The following is an 18,732-nucleotide window of genomic DNA, read 5'->3' on the forward strand; positions in this document are numbered from 1 at the left end:
GCGACTGCAATATACTCGGCATGCCGAACACTTTTGATAGAAATACCTTGGCTGAACTACTTTTTTTGCTTTGCTTGTTGCGTCATTGCTTTGGTTTCGTACCTTTGCGGTCCCCAAAGCGCACTCTGCCGCGGGGAAACGGCAACATAGCTCAGTTGGTAGAGCACAGCACTGAAAATGCTGGTGTCGTTGGTTCGATTCCAACTGTTGCCACAAAAAAGGCCCTTCAACGAGATGTTGAAGGGCCTTTTTTCTTTTCAGGCATTCGTTTGAGCCGCTATGGCCAGCTAAAAATGCTTTGGTGCGTGCCGCTAGGCATAATGCCTAAGTCCGCTCAATAATTACGGCGTAGCCCTGGCCTACGCCAATGCACATGGTCACGAGGGCATAGCGCTTGTTTTGTTTGTGCAGTTCCAACGCGGCGGTGTTGAGGATGCGGGCGCCGCTCATGCCCAACGGGTGGCCCAGGGCAATGGCCCCGCCGTTGGTGTTAATGCGCGGGTCGTCATCGGCCAAGCCCAGGCCCCGAATGCAGGCCAGCGCTTGGGCTGCGAAAGCCTCGTTGAACTCAATCAGGTCGATGTGGTTGAGGGTAAGCCTGGCTTTCTTGAGGGCTAATTGGCTGGCGGGTACCGGCCCGATGCCCATGATGCGCGGCTCGACGCCGGCCACACCCATGGAAACGATGCGGGCGCGGGGCGTGAGGCGATGTTGCTTCAAGCCCGTTTCGGAAGCTAGCAGTAGGGCTGCGGCGCCGTCATTCAGGCCCGAGGAGTTGCCGGCCGTCACGGAACCGGTTTTGCGGAAGGCGGGGCGCAGCTTGGCCAAGCCATCCAGGGTGGTGTTGGGCTTGATGAATTCGTCGTGCGCAAATAGCAGAGGCTCGCCTTTGCGTTGCGGAATGGGCACAGGCACAATTTCCTCGGCAAAGCGGCCTGAGTCGCGGGCTGCGGCCGCCCGCTGGTGCGAATCGAATGCAAACTTGTCCTGGTCCTCGCGGCTAATGTGGTCGCGCTCGGCCAGGTTTTCGGCAGTTTCGCCCATGGCGTCGGTGCCGTAAAGCTCCTCCATGCGCGGGTTGACGAAGCGCCAGCCGAAACTGGAATCGTACATCTGCGAATCGCGGCCAAAGGCGGCGCTAGCTTTCGAAATCACGAGGGGGCCGCGGGTCATGTTTTCCACACCGCCGGCCACAAACAGGTCGCCGTCGCCGCTCTGAATGGCGCGCGCTGCCGCAATGCTCGCCGACAGGCCCGAAGCGCAGAGTCGGTTGACGGTCTCGCCGGGCACGGAAGCGGGCAGGCCGGCCAGCAGCAGGGCCATGCGGGCCACATTGCGGTTGTCTTCGCCGGCTTGGTTGGCGCAGCCCATAATTACGTCGGCAATGCCGGCGGGATCGGCCGTGGGGTTGCGGGCCAACAACTCACGGATAACCAGCGCCGCCATGTCGTCGGCCCGAACCGGAGCCAGCGTACCGCCGAAATTGCCAATGGGAGTGCGGATGCCGTCAACAATATAGGCGTCATAGGCGTCGGTCATAAAAATAGAGTAAGGGCTGGCAAGAAGTAAAATGACTGTAAAGTTAGAGTGAAACCCCAGCGCAAAGCCTTGCCACGAGCAAGGAAGCGCTGTTGTCCTGCCTCCCTTTCTGGTCAAAAAGAGCTACCGTGCCTCAACTGAATTCGTGCTTGAAGGAAAAGCTATAGGCATGAATTGTAAGCAGATGCACAGGGGAGAAAGAGATCCTATTACAGACTAGGTATAAAATATAATTAATTTAATTTACCATTTGCTTCAATTAGCATTATTCAGTGCTCTTCTATTTCAAATGCTATGGGTTTTGACATAATGCCCAACTGTCCGCTCCTCCAGCGGAGGAAACCAATCCCATTTTGAGCATATACCCCCTATTGTAGAGCATATTATCTGCTGTTTTCAAGCGAATAAAAACGCCAATTGGAGTCACGTATAGAAATTCATTAAATGTATTTATCAAATATTAAGTTTATTTTAACTAAACTACTCGTATATTATTCATGGATATTGTGTAATAGAGCCAAGCGCTTTCACACTTTTTACAAAATATTGCTATGAAAAGATTTCTAAACACCCTTTTGGTACTGGTAGTGTTCAGTACCTTTTGCCCCCAATTGGCCCGGGCGCAGTGCATTTATACCGCTGTCAAAAGCGGCAATATGTCCGACCCAACGGTCTTTGCAGTTGATGCGCGAGGCAAGGTGAATTGCTCGATGACTCCAACTTCCGGAAGTGCGGCAGTAATCGTTATCAACGGATTTAGTATTGAACTTAACAAAGATTATGTAGTAGGAAGGAATGGTTCGATTACGGTGTCAGGCGGGGGCTCGCTAGTAGGCAGTGCCAACCTGAAACTGGGCGATGGCACCGGTAGTCAGAGCGATACCAAACTGACGTTGGTCGGGAGCACTGTGGCAGTGGGGCAGCTCACGGTTGATAAGGCGTCTATTAACGTTGATGCTACCTCGCGGCTCAGCACCTCTTGCAATCTGATACTGCTCAATTCCTCCATTGTCGATAATAACGAGATGGTGATTTACGGAAACCTGGACCTCTCCTTGGGCGGAGCCAACAACACACTCTGCGGTAGTGGCAAGGTGGCCATCCGGGGCTGCGTATTCGGGGGGAATGGCGCTTCTAACCGCATTATTTCGAATTGTGCCGGTTCCCTGGCGGTGCCCCTTATCTGTGCGCAGCAGCAGGCGCCTATTGGGTGCGCCGGCCCCATCGCGGCCACCAACATATCAGAGTCGGCTTGCGATGCCTTGGTAACCACATCCGGTCCAGGTTGCTCGCCCTTTAATCCGCTGCCAGTGGAGCTTGTTTTCTTTGCGGTTGAGCCAACAGGCCGGCAGGCGGTGTCGTTGCGCTGGACCACGGCTTCCGAAACCAACAACGAAAGCTTTCTTGTGGAGCGCTCCGGCAATGGCAAGAGCTTCCGCGGCATTCACACGCTGGCCGGAGCAGGCACGGTGCAGGGCCGCACCTCCTACGCCGTGGTTGACGAGCAGCCGCTGCCCGGCACCAGCTATTACCGCCTGCGGCAGACCGACTTCGACGGCAAGGCTACTTTTTCGCCAGTGCGGGCCGTGACCATGGGCACCGCCCGCAACAGCCTAGCCGTCTACCCCGGCCGTACAACTCAGGAATGGGTGGTTAGCAGCAGCCTTCCCGCCGAACTGCTGACGGGCGCGACTACTGTGGAAGTGATGGATGCTGTGGGGCGGGTGCAAGCGGTGAACAGCACCGCCGATGCTACCCAAAGCGGCCGCTGGACCCTGGACCTGACCGCCTTGCCCACGGGGATGTACATCGTACGGCTGCTGACGGACTCGGGCGCTTTCAGCCAACGCATCGCAAAGTAATTGCTCAGTTCTTGGCTCGAAGTGATAAACATAACAAAGCCCGTCCTTGGTTAGGGCGGGTTTTGTTATGCCCAAAACCAAGCAGCAATGACTTGGCCCCGGATTGGCCCGCCGACATGCTAGGCTTCCTCTAAAGCCCGCCGGTAGCAACTTGCCAGTGCTTGATACGTGTGGACCGGGGCAAATTTTTCACGCACAAAAAGGCGGCTTGCCACCGAAAACCGGTGTCGTAACGCGGCGTCGTCGGCTAGCTGGAGCATGGCCGCTGCCATGGCATTAACGTCCCGGTTGGGGACCAGCAATCCCGACTTGCCGGATTCAAACAACTCAGCTGGCCCGCCGCAGTCTGTGGCAATGAGGGGGACCCCGTAGTAAAGGGCGTCGAGGCAGGTAAGGGAAAACGATTCGGCCTCAGAGAAATTGAGGACGATGTCGTGGGCTTTCATAGCCAACTCGGTATCGGCCGCAAACCCTTTAAAATCGACTACTTTCGACAACCCCGCTGTTTGCACCGTGGCTTCCAGTTCCTGCCGAAACTGCTGATTCTTGGCCATGCCCATGTCGCCGCCCACGAAACGAAGGCGCAGGGCAGGGTTTTGAGCATAAGCGAGCCGAAATGCCGCCAAGGCAAAGTTCTGGCCTTTGCCTCGGATGTAATTGCTCAGGTAAAGCAGTTGCGTGCAGCCGTCAATAGCGGAATTTGGCGTGTGGGGCGGCTGCGTCTCACCGCGTGCGGGCAACGGGTCATATACCGTGTGCACGCGGCCATTCGTCGGGGTGAAATATGAACGTACCGCTTCCGAGACGCACAGGACTTGGTGCGCGCCGTGTTCGGCCAGCCACTTCCACATCCGCGCAAAAGACTGCGGCAGCGTCTGGGGTAAAAAGCGGACGTGAACGATTACCTGCAACTTGCCCAGGCTAAAAAGGCGGGCCACGTAGCCGGTGAGGTTATAAAAATCGTTGAGGTGAATGAGGCTGGCCCCGCGCTGGCGGGCCAACTGGCGCAGCCGCCAGCCGTTGAGCAGCAGCATCGGAACATACCGCAGCAGGTCGGCCTTACGGCGGCTGATTTCCACGAACGGCAGTTCGTGCACCACATAGCCGTCGGCTTCGAGCACGGCCCGGCCCGTACTGCCGGTAGGCAGCACGTACTCGAAAGCCAGGTCGGGCCGCAAGGGCCCCGTGGCATGGCGGATGGCATTGAGCGCGCCCGTCACGGCTCGGGAATTATCTACCACCAGAATCGTGTGCTTCGGCTTAATCACGACACACTTCCTTTAACAACTGCAGCCACTGGCCAAAGATGCGCTCCCGGGTAAAGTCCTGCATGCGCTCCCGGGCCAGCTTGCCCAGTTGCTCCCGTTCGGAAGCGTTGCTGAGGAGCGTCGTTAGCGCGCTGGCCCAGATGCCTTGGTCGGCCGCCGCCGTGGCCGGACTGGTGAGCATGGGCAGCAGAATCCCGAACTCTCCTTGCTCAGCCCGGCGCAGCGGCGCTGCCGGGGTGGCGGTGGCCGGTGCCAGCATCTCGCGCGGGCCGGTGGGGCAATCGGTGCTTACGACCGGCAACCCGCAGACCATGGCTTCGCCCAATGCCATGGGAAACCCTTCCCAGGCCGAAGGGAAAACGAAGGCCGTGGCCGGCCGCAAGTACTTAAACGGGTTTTGCTGCAGGCCAAGAAAATACACGTCGAAGTCCGGCGTGAGGGCCGCGGTATTTTCCCAGGCGGCGTACACCCGCAAGCCCAGCCCGCGCGCGTGGCTCGTGAGCTCCTCGCGCAGTTCGCCATCGCCAACAAAGACCAGTTTGGCGGGCTGCTGGCGCAACACCGCCGCAAAAATATCGAGCAATGGCGCTTGGTTTTTTTGAATCGTCAACCGGCCTGAGGTCACCAGCACCGGCGCGGCGGCATACACAGCGGCTTCGGAGGCCGACAGGGGCTCTTGGCTTTTGGCCTCGATTTGGGGGACGTCGAAAAAATTATTAATCGTGAGCAGTTTCTCCGGCTTCACGCCAAAGCCCGTTATCAACTCGGGCATGATGTCGCGGCTCACCGTTACAATGCGGTCGGCGCGGTTGTAGAGCAAGGGCATCAGTACTTTTTTTCGTAACCACCCCACTGGCCCTTTAATGTTGGCATCGTGCAGCTTCGAGCCGTGCACGCAGAGGATGGTTTTGCCGGGGCCGCCGCTGAGCAGATTCACATAGTCGGCCCCTTCGAGGTGGCTGATGCAGGCCGTCGGCTGTAGGCGCTCGCGCAGCTGGCGCAAGCCCCCGATGCGCCGCCGGAAGTTGGTTAGCTTGGCTACTACGCCGCCGCCGCCACTCACTTCCAGGCTCTCAACCGGGTTGCCACTCGGGTACAGGTCGCCACCCTCCAGGTTGAAGACGGCTTCCGTTACCGCATAGTGCTTCGCCAGCTCCACGCTGTGGTCGTGGAACACCCGCTGGGCGCCGCCCAGGCCCAAGTTGGGAATCAGTAATACTAATGGTTGCATAGAAGAAGGGGTGCGGCAGATGGGGGGGAAGGGACTTGCTAGCTATTGTGATAACTGAAAAGATACTTTTTTGCAGAGCAGATTGCTGGAGCGCATAACATTGAAAAATCGCTGCTTCGTTGCGCAAAAAAGGCAACTCCAGACTTTAGTCTCAAGGAGCAAGGGTAGGGCTTAGGAGACAAATGCTGGACCCGTGCTACGGAATGAAGACAGGCTGGCCTCTTCAATAGCTGTAGGCAAAAACCATTTGCTTTTTTATATTGAATTAAACGGTTTGGCATCTACAAAGCGCAGAATGTTTCTGGCCTCCAACCTGCTTTTATTCCTCTTTTCCAGGTATTGAAATAAGAAAGGGAATTTTGTTTTGCGCACGAGTGAGGCTACGCTACCGAGCACATTTTTGGCCATTTGGCGTGTAAAAGATGTCTTTATTGAATTGTAATTCAGGGTGCTGCGAAACTCTGCATCATCAGTCATTATTGGATAGAGGCATCGGAAAGAAGTAAAAGCCCCTTTCCGGTAGTGTGCTTCCCAATAGTCTGCAGCTACTCGAACTGGGATTATTGCTGCCGAAAGTTTGGCCGCCGCCGCATGGGTTATCACATAAGCCATGGCCGAACCGAGGTTATGAAGATTAGCAGGATAAAACAGACTGCTCTCGTTATCTAACTTTTGAACGTTCTGCAAGCTGATTTCCACCGGCGAACCAAAGTGGCTATAGTAATGCAATGATATTACCTCTTCACTGCCAATGTGTTGCTCAATCAGGGATAGTGATTCTTTAATACTGTCGGGCAATTGGGCGTCGTCTTCGAGAACCAAGGCCATTTTGACGTTATTCGCCGCCATAAGACGACTCACTTTCGCGTGAGACAGCGCACAGGCAAGCACTCCTTTGGTTAAGTAAGGGTTGGCACTTACCGCTTCCTGGTCTACGCATTCCGCATAATCAGCGGGAGTCATTTCTTGGTAGTCAACAGCGTCAATAATTTCGTATTCCAGCCCCAAAAGCGTAAGCTGCTTTTGCATGTAGGCCCGTCGCTCGGTGGCACGACGCAGGCTTATGACGTATACTTTCATGAAAGCGGTAGTGTATGACGGCATCAATTGCCCTTTGACAAGCGTGCAGTTTGCTCTGCTTTACAGACAAAAGTAAGTTGCAGCCAAGCACTCGCAATAAATGGGACGCTTAGCGCCAACTACTTTGGCCCTTCACACACTGTTATACCGGGGTTGTGATTGCCAGAGCAGCCACCCTTGATTCTCATCTCGAAAGCATTTCACCTTCTGCTTTGGTTACGTGAGCACCACCCTCATCTAGCCTTTTTAAGATTATAAAAACACAGGTGCGCTCCCCAAAATAGTTGCTGCGTTCAGGCCGAAGTCGCAGAATACTTCAGCCGCAACCTCTAATCCACTATTCCACCAGTAGGCCGCCCGTAAGGTGCTGGCCCTTTGCCGTGATGGCCCGCACGGTGTAGAAACCCGGCGTCAGGCCGCGCACCGATACGAGCGCGCCCGCGGATACTTGGGTGTCGCGCGCCACGCGGCCAAGGGCATCGAGGAACTGCACGCGGCTGCCGGCGGCCAGAGTGGGCAGGTGCAACTGGTCGGTAGCGGGGTTGGGGTAGAAGGCGAGGGCCAATGGGCCGGCTGTGGGCTGCGTGGCCGTGGGGAGCCCGGCCAGCCGCGCTACCCAGCCGCTCGCTGAGTTGTTGGGAGTGGCTGGGCTGGTGAGCGTGGTGCTGCCAAAGCGGCCTTCGCCCCTGAAAAAACCCATGACAGCCAACTGGCCCGTGCCATCGAGCGAAACAAGGTCGGCCCCTTCGTCCAAGTAGCTGCCGGACTGCTGAGCCCACCGGACGCTGCCCTGCGGCGAATAGCTGACCACCAGCGCATCCCCGTTGATGCTCCCGACGCTGCTAAGCTGCTGCGTGCCCACGGTAGCGGTGCCCGTGATGCTGCCTGCCACGTAGCTGTTGCCCGCCGCATCGATGGCAATGCTCCGGAAGAAGCAGTTGCGGTCGGCGCTGATGGTGCGGGCCCAGCCCAGCGCACCGGTGGCGGCATCGAGTTGCAACAGGGAGGCGAAATAAAGGCCGGTGCCAGTCAGGGTTTGGGAGCCCACGGCGGTGGGCCCTCCGGCGAAGGACCCGGCGAAGCGCATGGTGGCCAGCAAGTGCCCGTTGGCGTCGAGGGCGGTATTGCCGGCGTAATCGGCCAACCCAGAGCCGTAGCGCTGGAGCCAGCGGGGCGTGCCTTGGCCGTCGTATTTCACCAGTACCACGTCGTAAGCGCCGTAGCCGGCCGGGGTCTGAAGGGCGCCAAAGCTGCCAAACTGCGAGTTGAGAGTGCAACTCAGGTAGCAGTCGCCGGCCGGACTCACGGTGAGGGTGTGGTTAACTGTCATCACGGCTGGTCCGCCCGGCAGCAGGGCCACGCGGCCGCCCTGCCTGGCCCACACGGCCTCGCCCTGCGGGTCAAACTTGGCGAGAAAGATGTCGATGCCGTTGACAGTGCTCAGCGACAGCGAACCGAAACCCACGGTGCCGGAAATCTGGCCGCTGACGTAAAAATTGTCGGCCGCATCCAGCCCCATATTTTGCGCCCTGACTCCAGTGTTGGTGGCCTGGCTAAGCCAGAGCGGCTGGCCCTGCGCACTTAGCCGCGCCAGGTACAGGGCCGCGCCGTAAGGAGGACTCAGGCTCAGGGAACCCAACTGCATCGAGCTGCTGCAATTGCCCGCCAGGCAAAGGTTGCCGGCCGTGTCCAGGGCCAGTCCTGCCACATCGTCCATGCCGTCGCCGGCCAGGTGCTGGGCCCAAAGCAGCGCGCCCGAAGGGCTGTACTTGGCCACGTAAGCGTCTTGCTGGCCCTGCGAATTGAACACCGTGCCGGGCGCCAAGGTGAGGGGTTCAATAAAGGTGCCGCCCACGTACACGTTGCCAGCGGGGTCGGTAATCATTTTGCTGGGCCACACATCATTGGCGCTGGTGCTGGCGCGGGCCCATTGCCAGGCCGGAGGCGCTTGGCAGTAGGCCCTTGGGCCGAGGGTGAGGACGAGCAGCCCAATAGCCACGCGGCTGAGCAATAAGGGTATAAAAGAAGCAGGGGACATTGGCGGGAAGATAATGTGGCACCGGCTAGAAAGTCCGAGCCGCATCCAGGCCATTGGTTGGGCACAATGGCTCTATTGTAATTAACGGATGCCCTAAGAGAAGCAGCTGTGGCCAAAGAAGCCGTTGAATTAGGTGTTGCCAGCGGGCAGTATCAGGGGACGTTACCGATAATTGGCTACCTCAGAGTGTCCCGAACAGGAGGGGGGAGTATAAAAAAGGTCCGGCAACATAAGCAGTACCTGCACTGAGCACATAACGGAGCAGCACCCGCACGCATCCGGCGGAGCCAAGATGGAATTATTGGAAATTTTACGCAAACGATTGTGTAAAAATAAACTTAATTCCTTATTATTGCCATACAATGCACATGAATATTGCATTGAAGTACCATCTGACTCTTATCAATCGTTTGTTTTTCTCATTCTTCATTTCTTCAAACTCTCATGACGAAATCTTTACTCTTGGGTTCTCTGTTGGCCATTTGCCTAACAGGCTCTGCAACTTCTGCCTGGGCCCAGGGGGCCATCGTGAACGGCGGCACCTACAAAATGACGCACTACGGGGTACTATCCGGTAGCACCACACCAGGTGCTGACGCTGGCTTGCCTCTGTGCATGGACGTAGACCTCAACCTTGCCACTGCCGGCACTAGCATTGGTCAATGGGTTGACAATGGCAACGACGCACAGCGCTACATCTTCGAGGTGCAAGCCGATGGCTCGTATAAGCTGCGCCACAAAGGCACCGTGATGTACGTGCAGCCCGTTGCCCTCGGCAAAACGGCCGGCACCCAGATTGAACAGAATGTGCTCCTGACTACCGGCGACGATAGCCAGCGCTGGTTCATCACCGACCCCAACAACAACGGGCGCTACAAATTCACGCTAAAAAATTCGGCCAACGCGGCCGGTGTTTCGCAGGTGCTCGAAATTGGTTCCGGCAGTAATGCGCCCGGTGCCCGCGTCAACCTTTGGGATGACAACGGTTTCGAGCCCGCCCAGCGCTGGGAACTAACCCTAATCACCACTGCCACGGCCACGAAAGCAGCCAACAACGCCGCCCTCAAAGCCGAAGCTTATCCCAATCCCGCGGGTCCCGGACAGCGCTTCGCCCTGCGAGTGGAAGCCACCAAAGCCGGCGCGGCCGAAATAGAAGTGCTGGACGTATTGGGCAAGAAAATCCACAGCCAATCGGAACTCCTGAAAACCGGCGGCAACGTTGTATCGCTACGTGGCAAGCACTTGGCAGCCGGTTCGTATGTGGTGCGCGTGCACCAAGGCGAATTCACGCAGCAAACCCGCGTGGTGCAGCAATAAGCAGCGCAGTGGAAACAGCCCGCTTAGACGGTGCCGTTAGTAAAATCAGTGCGAGGGTTGACACTCGCTTATCCAAGGAAAACCCCGGCCGCAGCAGTGGCCGGGGTTTTTTGCTGTGAATAGTTCAGCTTCCTGTCAAGTGCAGTGGGCCCGGTGCAGCGCCGCCATTCGTAGCGTCCCAGCATCTGTCGGTGAGTCGTCGCTCAGCACCGCAACACAAAACATGGTGCGACTACAAGATGCTGGAAAGTAAAAAAAAGCCCCGTCTGCAAGTGCAGACGGGGCTTTTTAGATGAGTGAAACGAAGCTTGTTATTCCACTACCAAGCGCTTGTTCACCGTGCCTTGCTCGGTTTGCAGGCGCAGCGTGTACACGCCACGGGATACCCCGTTCAGCGACAGGGTGCGGGCCTCCGAGCCAGCGGCCAGCGTGCTACGCAGCACGGTTTGGCCGAGGGCATTCACCAGCTGCACTTCCGTGGCCTGGCGGGCCAGGGCAGCGGGCAAGCTGATGGATACGGCGCCACGGGCCGGGTTCGGGAACACCGATATTTGCTGGCCTACCGCGGCCGGAGCGTTGGCTAACACCGTTTGCTGGGTAAGCAGCAGCGTGAAGCGGCCGGCCGCCGAGCCAGATGCCAGCTGGAACGAGTACTCGGGCTGGGTAGCCAGGTCGATGCGGGCACCGGTCTGGGCATCGCGCAGGTAGGCGAAAGTGCCCGTGGGCAAGCGCAGCAGCTCCGAAGCGCGCAACCGGTAGGTTCCGGCCTGGGGGGCCGTCACTTGTAAGTTCACCACAACATCGGCGGTGCCCAGGGCGGGCAGGCCATTGATGGCCAGGGCTGTAGCTGGCGATTCGGATTCTGTCGCTATCGATGGGCCATTGCCGCCCAATTTGTAGGCATCAAATTCAGCGTCGAAGCCGGTTGTGGCAGCAGCGTCGAAGTACACCACCGCTTCATCAACCGAGCCGCTGGCGCCCCGAATATCGAGCCGAACTAGCGGTGCCGTGTTAGCGCCACGCTGGAAAACAGGGCTAGCATAGGTGGTCAGGCGAGCGGCGTTGGTGAAGTTCACGCTGCCGATGTTGCCGCTTGCGTTCACGCGCACAAAGAATCCTTGGGCTACTGCAATTTCGGCGGTGCCTCCGTTGACGCCCACGCCGTTGGCTACATAAGAAGAGTAATTGCCAGCGTATTGGCTGGTAGAGCGGTACACATACACGGCGGCGCCAACATTGGTGCGCCCTACTGCGTCCCAAGTGATGGGCGAGGGGTAGGGGTTGCCAAGTAAGTGCCAGCCCGATTTGTCCTGCGTGCCGCGCGTCAGTCCTGTTGCGATGTAAGCACCGTTGTTCAGGATGCCTACGAAATCAACTTTGGCCGTCGAAGGAATATTCACCGTGTAGCCACGGGTTGCTGCCAGCGCCGTGCTCAACGCGGCGGGCGAGAAGAATCCCTTGTCAAAATCGATGGTACCGGCGCTGCCGCTCGTGTTCACCCGGGTTTCGTCGTAGCCAAATACTGTGGGGAAAGGCTTAACCGTATTGGGCATTGGCGCCGAATTGTAGGCCGCGTTTACCACGGGCGTGAAGCTCGTCGTGGCCAGGTCGGCTACGGTCGAGCCCGTGACCGGGGCGGAATAGTGACGGTAGCCCAGGCCCGTATTGATGGGGGTGATGTAGCGCTGCACCGTGGCATTGCCGGATACCGCGCCGCTGGCGTTCACCACGTGGGCCGTGCCGGTGGCGTTGGAGAGCAAGGTCAGGTTGCCGCTGGAGGCCAGGTTGCCGTTGAGGAGCAGCACCCGCTGCACCTGTACTGGCGCTGCCGCCGTAACGCCGGAACTCCCAACGGTGAGGTTGTTGAAGAAGGTAGTGGTGCCGATAACGCTCTGGGCTGCGGAGCCTGCGAAGGCTACTGTGCCCGTGCCGCTGCCGAGGGTGGTGCCGCCGTTGTTCACGAAGTTGCCATTCAGCGTGAGCGTGCCGCCGGGTGCAGTGGTCAGGGTGGCTCCGGAAGCCAGCGTGAGGCTATTAGCCTGCTGGGCGTTGTCTACCACGGGGTCGTTATCCACGTTCGGAATGACCACATTGTCAGCCGCCGTGGGCACCCGCATGGGCATCCAGTTGCCGGCTAATCCCCATTCCGTCGATACTGCACCGGTCCAGGTCAGGTCGCCAACCACGGGAGCAGTTGGGAAAGCGGCCAGGCCGGTCAGGTTGGTGCCGTTGCCAATGCGGCCCACAGAACTGAGCGCCCCCGAGGTCAGGTTCACCATGTAGAGGTTATCAGCGGTGGCGCCCGTGGGCGATGCTACCAAGAAGGCATTGTTAACAGGGGTACTTGGATTTGTAAGGTCAGAGAAGACGTCGAAATCAACACCGGGATTCACCGTGATGCCCGAACCGGAGCCCACGTTGCGGTAGGTGCCAGCATTGGCGGCATTCGCGCCGGGAGCCAGCGGCGTTGCCTGCACCAATACATTGGCCACTTGGTCGTAGCCAAACAGCATGGTACCCGTGGCGGCGTTGTTATCGTTGTTGGTATAAGCCGCGCCGGATACTGCCGGAGGCGTGTTGTTATCCGGGTTGGTCAGGGGCGTATCGGTCAGGAACGTTCCGTCGGCGGGGTTCATGCGCAGATTGACCTGGTTGGTGGCCGAAATAATGCGGATACGGTCCACCGTGGGGTTGAAGTCAAAGGCGATGCCCGACGCTGTCATGCCCAGCGGAATGGTTTGGAGGCTGCCCACTGGCGTGAGGGCGCCGGTGCTCAGGTTCACTGTGTAGAGCTGGCCTTGCTCGGCAGCAGCGTTGTAGCCCAAGGCGAATAGCTCGCCCGTGGCAGGGCGAAAATCGAGGCCTACCAGTACTTGCACCTGCCCGGCAACCGTAGGCAATCCCGTGATGTTCACGGCCGAGCGGATGTTGCTCGGATTACTCGAATCAAACGAAATCAGGTTGCCGCCGGCCACGCCGTACAGCAACCGGCCTACCAGCGTGGGCTGGGTAAGCGGGGCAATCAGCGCCGCCACATCGCGCACCGGAATGCCCAGACCAATGGTGCCCACAGCCGTAGCTGTACTAGCCATCGGGCTTAAGTTCAAAGTATAGAGGGTGCTGAAGCCAGTTGTAGGAATGGCACCATCTGGGTTCGACACGATGAAGCCGCGGTTCGACTGGGCCGTTGCGTCGTAGTAAAAGTCGAGGTCATTGACCGCGCCGCTGCTGGGCAGCAAGTTGGTGCCGCTTGCCGAGGTTAGCTGGCCCAGGTTGGGATTGCTCTGTACAAACAGTTGGTTCCGAACATCGTCGATGTCGTAGAGCGTGGTGCTGGTGCTGCCGGCAAAAGAGTTAGTGTAGGCCACGGCACCGATGGTGGGCGTGCCAGTGGCACCGCTCACAAAGTTTAGGTCGCCGTCGGTTGCGGCAATCGCGCCGTTGTTGGGGTTGAGGCGGAAGTTTTTGGTGTTGTAGCCCGTCACGCGGATGCGGTCCACGGTGGGGTTGAAGTCGAAACCGATGCCGTTAATCTCAGCGGGTGTGGTGCCCAGCGCCAAGGGCTGTGCGGTTCCGACGGCCGAAGCCACTCCGGTGGACCTGTTGATGAGGTAGAGCTGGCCCATGCCAGTGCCATCGTAACCCAAGCCAAATAGCTCGCCGGTGTTGGGGCGGAAGTCGGTGCCCACCAGCGTCTGGCCGGCGACAATACCCGTGATGCCCACCGCTGAAAGAATATACCCTGGCGTGCCCGAGTAGAAGGAGATGAGGGCGTTGTTGGTGTTCACCGCATACAGCAGCTGGCCGCTGGGCGCAGGCGCCGTGCGGTCGATGCCGAAAGTGATGTCGGTAACAACGAAGCCCGGGTATGCTTGCGGCACGGTAGCGATGCCGGAAGTTAAATCAAGGATGTAAAGCGTAGTAGTGGTGCCCCGAACCACCGACAATGCGGCCACTTGCCCGCCGCCAGCGGGGTTGGTGAAAATATCGAGGTCCGTTACGTCGGTGGCCAACAGCAAAGGAGTGGTTCCGTTCGTAGTAATTGAAACCGGCGAGCCCAGTACCCCGCCGTTGGGGTTAGTTTGCTTGTACAGACGCGAGCCGGCCACATCCACGTCATACAAAACGGTGCTGGCCGCGCCAATGAAACTGTTGGTATAAGCCACAGCATCAATAACGGCCCCGGGCGCCCCGTTGAGGGGCGTATCCATGGCGGCAATGGCTCCGTTATTGGGGTTGAGACGGTAGTTCGTTAGGTTGCTGCTCGTCACCCGAATGCGGTCCACAGTGGGATTGAAGTCGAAGCCGATGCGTTCAGTGGCATTACCCAGTGGTAAGATTTGCGGGGTGCCGACGGCGGTGGCCACGCCTGTGGTTTTGTTGATGGTGTAGAGTTGGCCCGACCCCGCGCCGTTGTAGCCCAGCGCAAACAGTTCGCCGGTAGCCGGTCGCGAGTCGAGGCCGACCAGTGCAAAGCCTACCACGCCTGTAATAGGCACGAAAGTGGGCGTAGTGGGGCTCGAGAGACTTAGCGAAACCAAAATTGTACCGCCAGGGCCAAGGCCATAAGCAGTTTGCGCTTGCGCGGCGGGAGCAGCGGCGAACAAGCCCATTGTGAGGGCCGCGCCGAACACTGCCTTTCGGGCATGTCGCCATAAACCTGATGCGGAGGAAGGTACCATTGTGTTCATACTTACTTATGGAGTGTTGGAAAAGTGAACGAACGAATGACAGCGCCAGCCAAACGGGGCATGGCAATAATAGGACAACTACGGTACTCACATGATATTAGATTGAACTTTATGAGATTAAATTCTCATTAAAATTAGAGATGGCGTTTTGTTGGGCTTGGCGAGTACTTTGTGCTTAAAACAGAGGGTCTTTACTGCGGTATTCAGCAAGCGGTCCGGGCAGTAACAACAAAACAGAAAGACCACCCTATTGAGGCGGTCTTTCTGTTTTGTTTTTGATTCCCAGGAATAATATCTTCTGCCAAAGCTGATTTTCAAGGTTCAGCTTGCTTGGGGTGTTTCCAAGCAGCATCCAACTTTTTCAGATTGGTTTGACCCGCTTCAAAACCGAAAACTAGGGCCGTAGCTACCAAGCAGTAACTCGCATTGTAGTCCTAGAACTCCACGATGAACCCGATGGTGGGCACCACCAGTGCGTCGTCGTCCAGCAGCAGAATGGGGTTGGCATTGCGGCCATCGGGGCGCAGGGGTTGGCCGTCGGTGGTGGTGTAGGCGGTGTTGTCGGCGGTGCGCTCGAAGGTGTAGGTGGGCGGCGAGGCCGGCTTGGTGAGCAGCGCGTTTTGCACGTCAATGTAAAAATCGAAGCTTAGGCGGCGCAGGCTGATTTTCTTGTCGAGGCGTAGGTCCAGTTGTTGGAAGCCGCCGAGGCGGCGCGTGTTGAGCTGGCTGTAATCGAGGATGCCCGTGCCCACGGCTTGGTAGCTGGCGCGGCTGGCATCCTCATCATAAGGCGTGTAGGGCGAGCCGCCGCCCACGCGGTACTTGGCGCCCAACTCCCAGCCGCGCCCCAGCTGGTAGCCCAGCAGGGCCGAGCCCAGAAAGCGCGTGTCCCAGGCCGTGGGCTTGTACACGCCGTCCAGCCCCGAAAACTCGGACCGAAACCCCGTGAGCGACACAATGGCGAAAAGCTTGCCGCTGAGCTTCTGCTGGAAAAAAGCTTCGGCCCCGTAGGCGCGGCCCTTGCCGGTGCTGGTCACCGCCTCGTTGCCGAGGGCGTTGAAGTCGCCGCCCAGGTTGGCCAGGCTGATGCCATCGCGCACCGACACCGGGTAGTAGGCGTATTTCTTATAAAAGCCCTCCAGCGTGAGGCGCGTGGCCTTGCCCGGCAGCCACTCCAGCCCGGCCACCGCGTGGTCGGAGCGGATGTAGCGGCCGTTGGCGTTCACGCGGTTGCCGGCCTCGTCGCGGTAGCCCAATAGGGTGCTGGGCGGAATCTTAAAGTAGCGGCCCAGCGAGGCGTTCAGGTTCAACGTTGGAAGCAGGGCGTAGGACACGGAGGCGCGCGGCGAGAGCGTGCGGTCGAGGCGGTAGCCTTCGCGCAGGGCCGTGGTGCCATCGGCCCGCAGGCCGGCCGACACAGTAAGGCGGCTGTCGGCGCCGTAGGTGCGCGTGGCCTGCGCGAAGGCGCCGTAGCGCAAAAAGTCCAGCTCGGTTTGGAAACGAACCGTGACAGCGGGGCTCACGAGCGCGCCGTTCTCATCGCGCACTTCCGACCGAATGCGGTTGATGAGGTTGTTGTCGTAGTGCTGCAACTGGCCCACCACGCCGTAGCTGTACTGCCAGCGGCCCACGCGCTTGTTCACGTCGGCGCGCAGCTTGTTTTCGGTTTCGTGGGTGCGGGCGCCCAGCTTGCGGTACGCTTCCTGGCCCTCAAACCCGTACTCAAACGCATCGGCGTCGTTGGCTTGCTGGGTGCGGCTCAAGGCCACGTTCACGAAGCCGTTCTCGACCAGATGGCGCAGGTTCAGGCCCACGGTGTAGTTCCACTGGTCGATGGTGGGGTTGGAGCGCAGGGTATATTCCTTGGAAGGCGAACTGTTCTTGGGCGCCTTGATTTCGAAGTGGTCAATCGCGCCCAGCCCCAGGCTGGTGAGGGTGGTTTTGGGCGAAAGCTTGGTCGTCGTTTTGAACTGAAAGTCGTAGAAATCGGGCCGGATGGGCAGGTCAATCAGCTTGAACAGGACCTGCAAATAGCTGCGCCGGGCCGAGGCCAGAAAGGTGGTGTTCTTCGTGAGCGGCCCCTCCAACGTAGCCGCGACTTCGGTGCCCGACGTCCGCAGGTTGCCCTGAATCCGCTCCGAATTGCCGTCGCGCTGCCGGAATTGCAGCACCGCACTCAGCGCGTTGTCGTAGCGCGCCTGAAACGCGGAGCTGCTCAGCGTCACGTCTTCAATAAAGCTGACGTTGAGAATGCCCGCCGGCCCGCCGGCGCTGCCCTGCGTCGGAAAGTGGTTGATGACCGGCACCTCGATGCCGTCGAGGTAGTACACGTTTTCGTTCGGTGCGCCGCCCCGGATAATGATGTCGTTGCGGAAGCCGGCCGTGCCGCCGCTGCCCCCGCCGCCCACGCCGGGCAGGCTCTGCACCACCCGCGATATATCGAAGTTGCCGCCGGGGTTGCTCTTGATTTCCTCGGTGGTGAGGCGCTGCACGCTAAGCGGTGTTTCGGCCGTGGCCACCCGAATGGCGCGGCTGGCCGTCACGGTCACCTCTTCCAGGGCCTGGGGGGCAGTGTTCAGTTCCAGGTTGAGGGTATTCACGTTGCCGGTGCTCAGGGCGATGTTGGAGCGCACAAGCGGGTCGTAACCCACGAAAGCGGCGCGCAGGTTGTAGGCGCCGGCTGGTACGCCCGTGAGGCGGTAGCGCCCCTCGGCATCGGTGGCGGTGCCGAATTCTGTGCCTTCCAGCGTGATGCTCACGCCAGGCAGCACTTCCTGGGTGGCACGGTCACGCACGGTGCCGGCTACGGTGCTCACATTTTGGGCGTGGGCCGTGAGCTTGAGAAGAAGGAAAAGCAGCAGGGTAAAAATTCGCATAAATAGGGAAGTAGTAGCGTCAAATAATGTTTGGCTGGAAAGAATTGCCATGCGGCGCGGCGCTCTGCACGACGGACTTATGTGGTGCTGCAGACCATGGAGAGCTTGCTTCTTCCAGAGAAAAAAACAGTTCAGGCAATCCGTGAGCCGAACCAGCCGCGTAGGTGAGGCATCTTTCAAAACATCCAATCATTTACTTATACCGATGAAAAAGACTTTGTTTTCGCTCGCCTTCGTAGCCCTGTTCAGCACTGCCGCTACCACCACTGTTTCGGCCCAGGCTACCAAGACCGTTATGGTAGGCGGCGCGCCCATGTACCCCACGAAAAACATTGTAGAAAACGCCGTTAACTCGAAGGACCACACTACGCTGGTGGCCGCCGTGAAAGCCGCGGGCCTGGTAGAAACCCTGCAAAGCGCCGGTCCTTTCACTGTATTTGCGCCCACCAACGACGCCTTCGCCAAGCTGCCCGCCGGCACGGTAGAAACCCTGGTGAAGGCCGAGAACAAGGAAACCCTCACCAAAATCCTAACCTACCACGTGGTAGCCGGCCGCATGACAGCTTCCGACCTGATGAAGGCCATCAAAGCCGGCAAGGGCACCGCTACCCTCAAAACCGTGAGCGGCGGCACCCTGACGGCCATGGCCAAAGGAAAAACCATTTCGTTGAAGGACGAGAAGGGCGGCGTTTCGACGGTAACCATCGCCGACGTCCTGCAGAGCAACGGCGTCATCCACGTTATCGACTCGGTGGTGCTGCCCAACTAATTTTTCTGAGCTAGCCAACAAACGCAAACAACCGCTGCCGGCCTCGTGCCAGCAGCGGTTG

10 protein-coding genes and 1 tRNA gene are annotated in these 18,732 nt (G+C 58.7%); 4 read left to right on the forward strand and 7 right to left on the reverse strand.

Translation table 11 applies throughout. From position 1 onward, the window contains the following. The first annotated feature begins 140 nt into the window (after nucleotides 1-140). A tRNA-Phe gene (locus I2I05_RS01315) sits at nucleotides 141-213 on the forward strand. Between the two features lie 111 nt (nucleotides 214-324). Here I2I05_RS01315 and pcaF read toward each other — a convergent pair. After that, nucleotides 325-1,539, reverse strand: coding sequence for a 3-oxoadipyl-CoA thiolase (pcaF, locus tag I2I05_RS01320; protein WP_196280403.1), 1,215 nt, complete (start codon nucleotides 1,537-1,539; stop codon nucleotides 325-327). Nucleotides 1,540-2,249: 710 nt separating this feature from the next. Between pcaF and I2I05_RS01325 the strand changes: the two genes are divergently transcribed. Further along, a complete protein-coding gene (locus tag I2I05_RS01325; RefSeq protein WP_196280404.1) occupies nucleotides 2,250-3,401 on the forward strand; it encodes a T9SS type A sorting domain-containing protein in 1,152 nt (383 codons plus the stop codon). 119 nt (nucleotides 3,402-3,520) lie between these two features. On the opposite strand, the gene I2I05_RS01330 is transcribed toward I2I05_RS01325, so the two are convergent. From I2I05_RS01330 to I2I05_RS01345, 4 genes are all read right to left on the reverse strand, one after another. Continuing rightward, nucleotides 3,521-4,669 (reverse strand): glycosyltransferase family 4 protein, encoded by a 1,149-nt coding sequence (locus I2I05_RS01330; protein WP_196280405.1) that lies wholly within the window; start codon nucleotides 4,667-4,669, stop codon nucleotides 3,521-3,523. Then, nucleotides 4,662-5,900, reverse strand: a complete 1,239-nt coding sequence (locus I2I05_RS01335; RefSeq protein WP_196280406.1) for a glycosyltransferase — start codon at nucleotides 5,898-5,900, stop codon at nucleotides 4,662-4,664. Before I2I05_RS01335 ends, I2I05_RS01330 begins: the two co-directional genes overlap by 8 nt. Before the next feature lie 255 nt (nucleotides 5,901-6,155). After that, nucleotides 6,156-6,980: a glycosyltransferase family 25 protein gene (locus tag I2I05_RS01340; RefSeq protein ID WP_196280407.1), complete on the reverse strand. Its 825-nt coding sequence runs from the start codon at nucleotides 6,978-6,980 to the stop codon at nucleotides 6,156-6,158. Between the two features lie 337 nt (nucleotides 6,981-7,317). Then, nucleotides 7,318-9,018 (reverse strand): T9SS type A sorting domain-containing protein, encoded by a 1,701-nt coding sequence (locus I2I05_RS01345; RefSeq protein ID WP_196280408.1) that lies wholly within the window; start codon nucleotides 9,016-9,018, stop codon nucleotides 7,318-7,320. 444 nt (nucleotides 9,019-9,462) lie between these two features. On the opposite strand from I2I05_RS01345, the gene I2I05_RS01350 reads away from it, so the two are divergent. Then, nucleotides 9,463-10,335, forward strand: coding sequence for an RICIN domain-containing protein (locus I2I05_RS01350; protein WP_196280409.1), 873 nt, complete (start codon nucleotides 9,463-9,465; stop codon nucleotides 10,333-10,335). A 311-nt stretch (nucleotides 10,336-10,646) separates the two neighbouring features. Here I2I05_RS01350 and I2I05_RS01355 read toward each other — a convergent pair whose 3' ends face one another. Then, nucleotides 10,647-15,026, reverse strand: coding sequence for a DUF4394 domain-containing protein (locus I2I05_RS01355; RefSeq protein ID WP_317192295.1), 4,380 nt, complete (start codon nucleotides 15,024-15,026; stop codon nucleotides 10,647-10,649). Between the two features lie 434 nt (nucleotides 15,027-15,460). Beyond that, nucleotides 15,461-17,902: a TonB-dependent receptor gene (locus I2I05_RS01360; protein ID WP_196280411.1), complete on the reverse strand. Its 2,442-nt coding sequence runs from the start codon at nucleotides 17,900-17,902 to the stop codon at nucleotides 15,461-15,463. 205 nt (nucleotides 17,903-18,107) lie between these two features. On the opposite strand from I2I05_RS01360, the gene I2I05_RS01365 reads away from it, so the two are divergent. Continuing rightward, a complete protein-coding gene (locus tag I2I05_RS01365) occupies nucleotides 18,108-18,671 on the forward strand; it encodes a fasciclin domain-containing protein (RefSeq protein WP_196280412.1) in 564 nt (187 codons plus the stop codon). The last annotated feature ends 61 nt before the right edge of the window (nucleotides 18,672-18,732 follow it).

Source organism: Hymenobacter jeongseonensis, from assembly GCF_015694725.1.
Taxonomy (GTDB): Bacteria; Bacteroidota; Bacteroidia; order Cytophagales; family Hymenobacteraceae; genus Hymenobacter; species Hymenobacter jeongseonensis.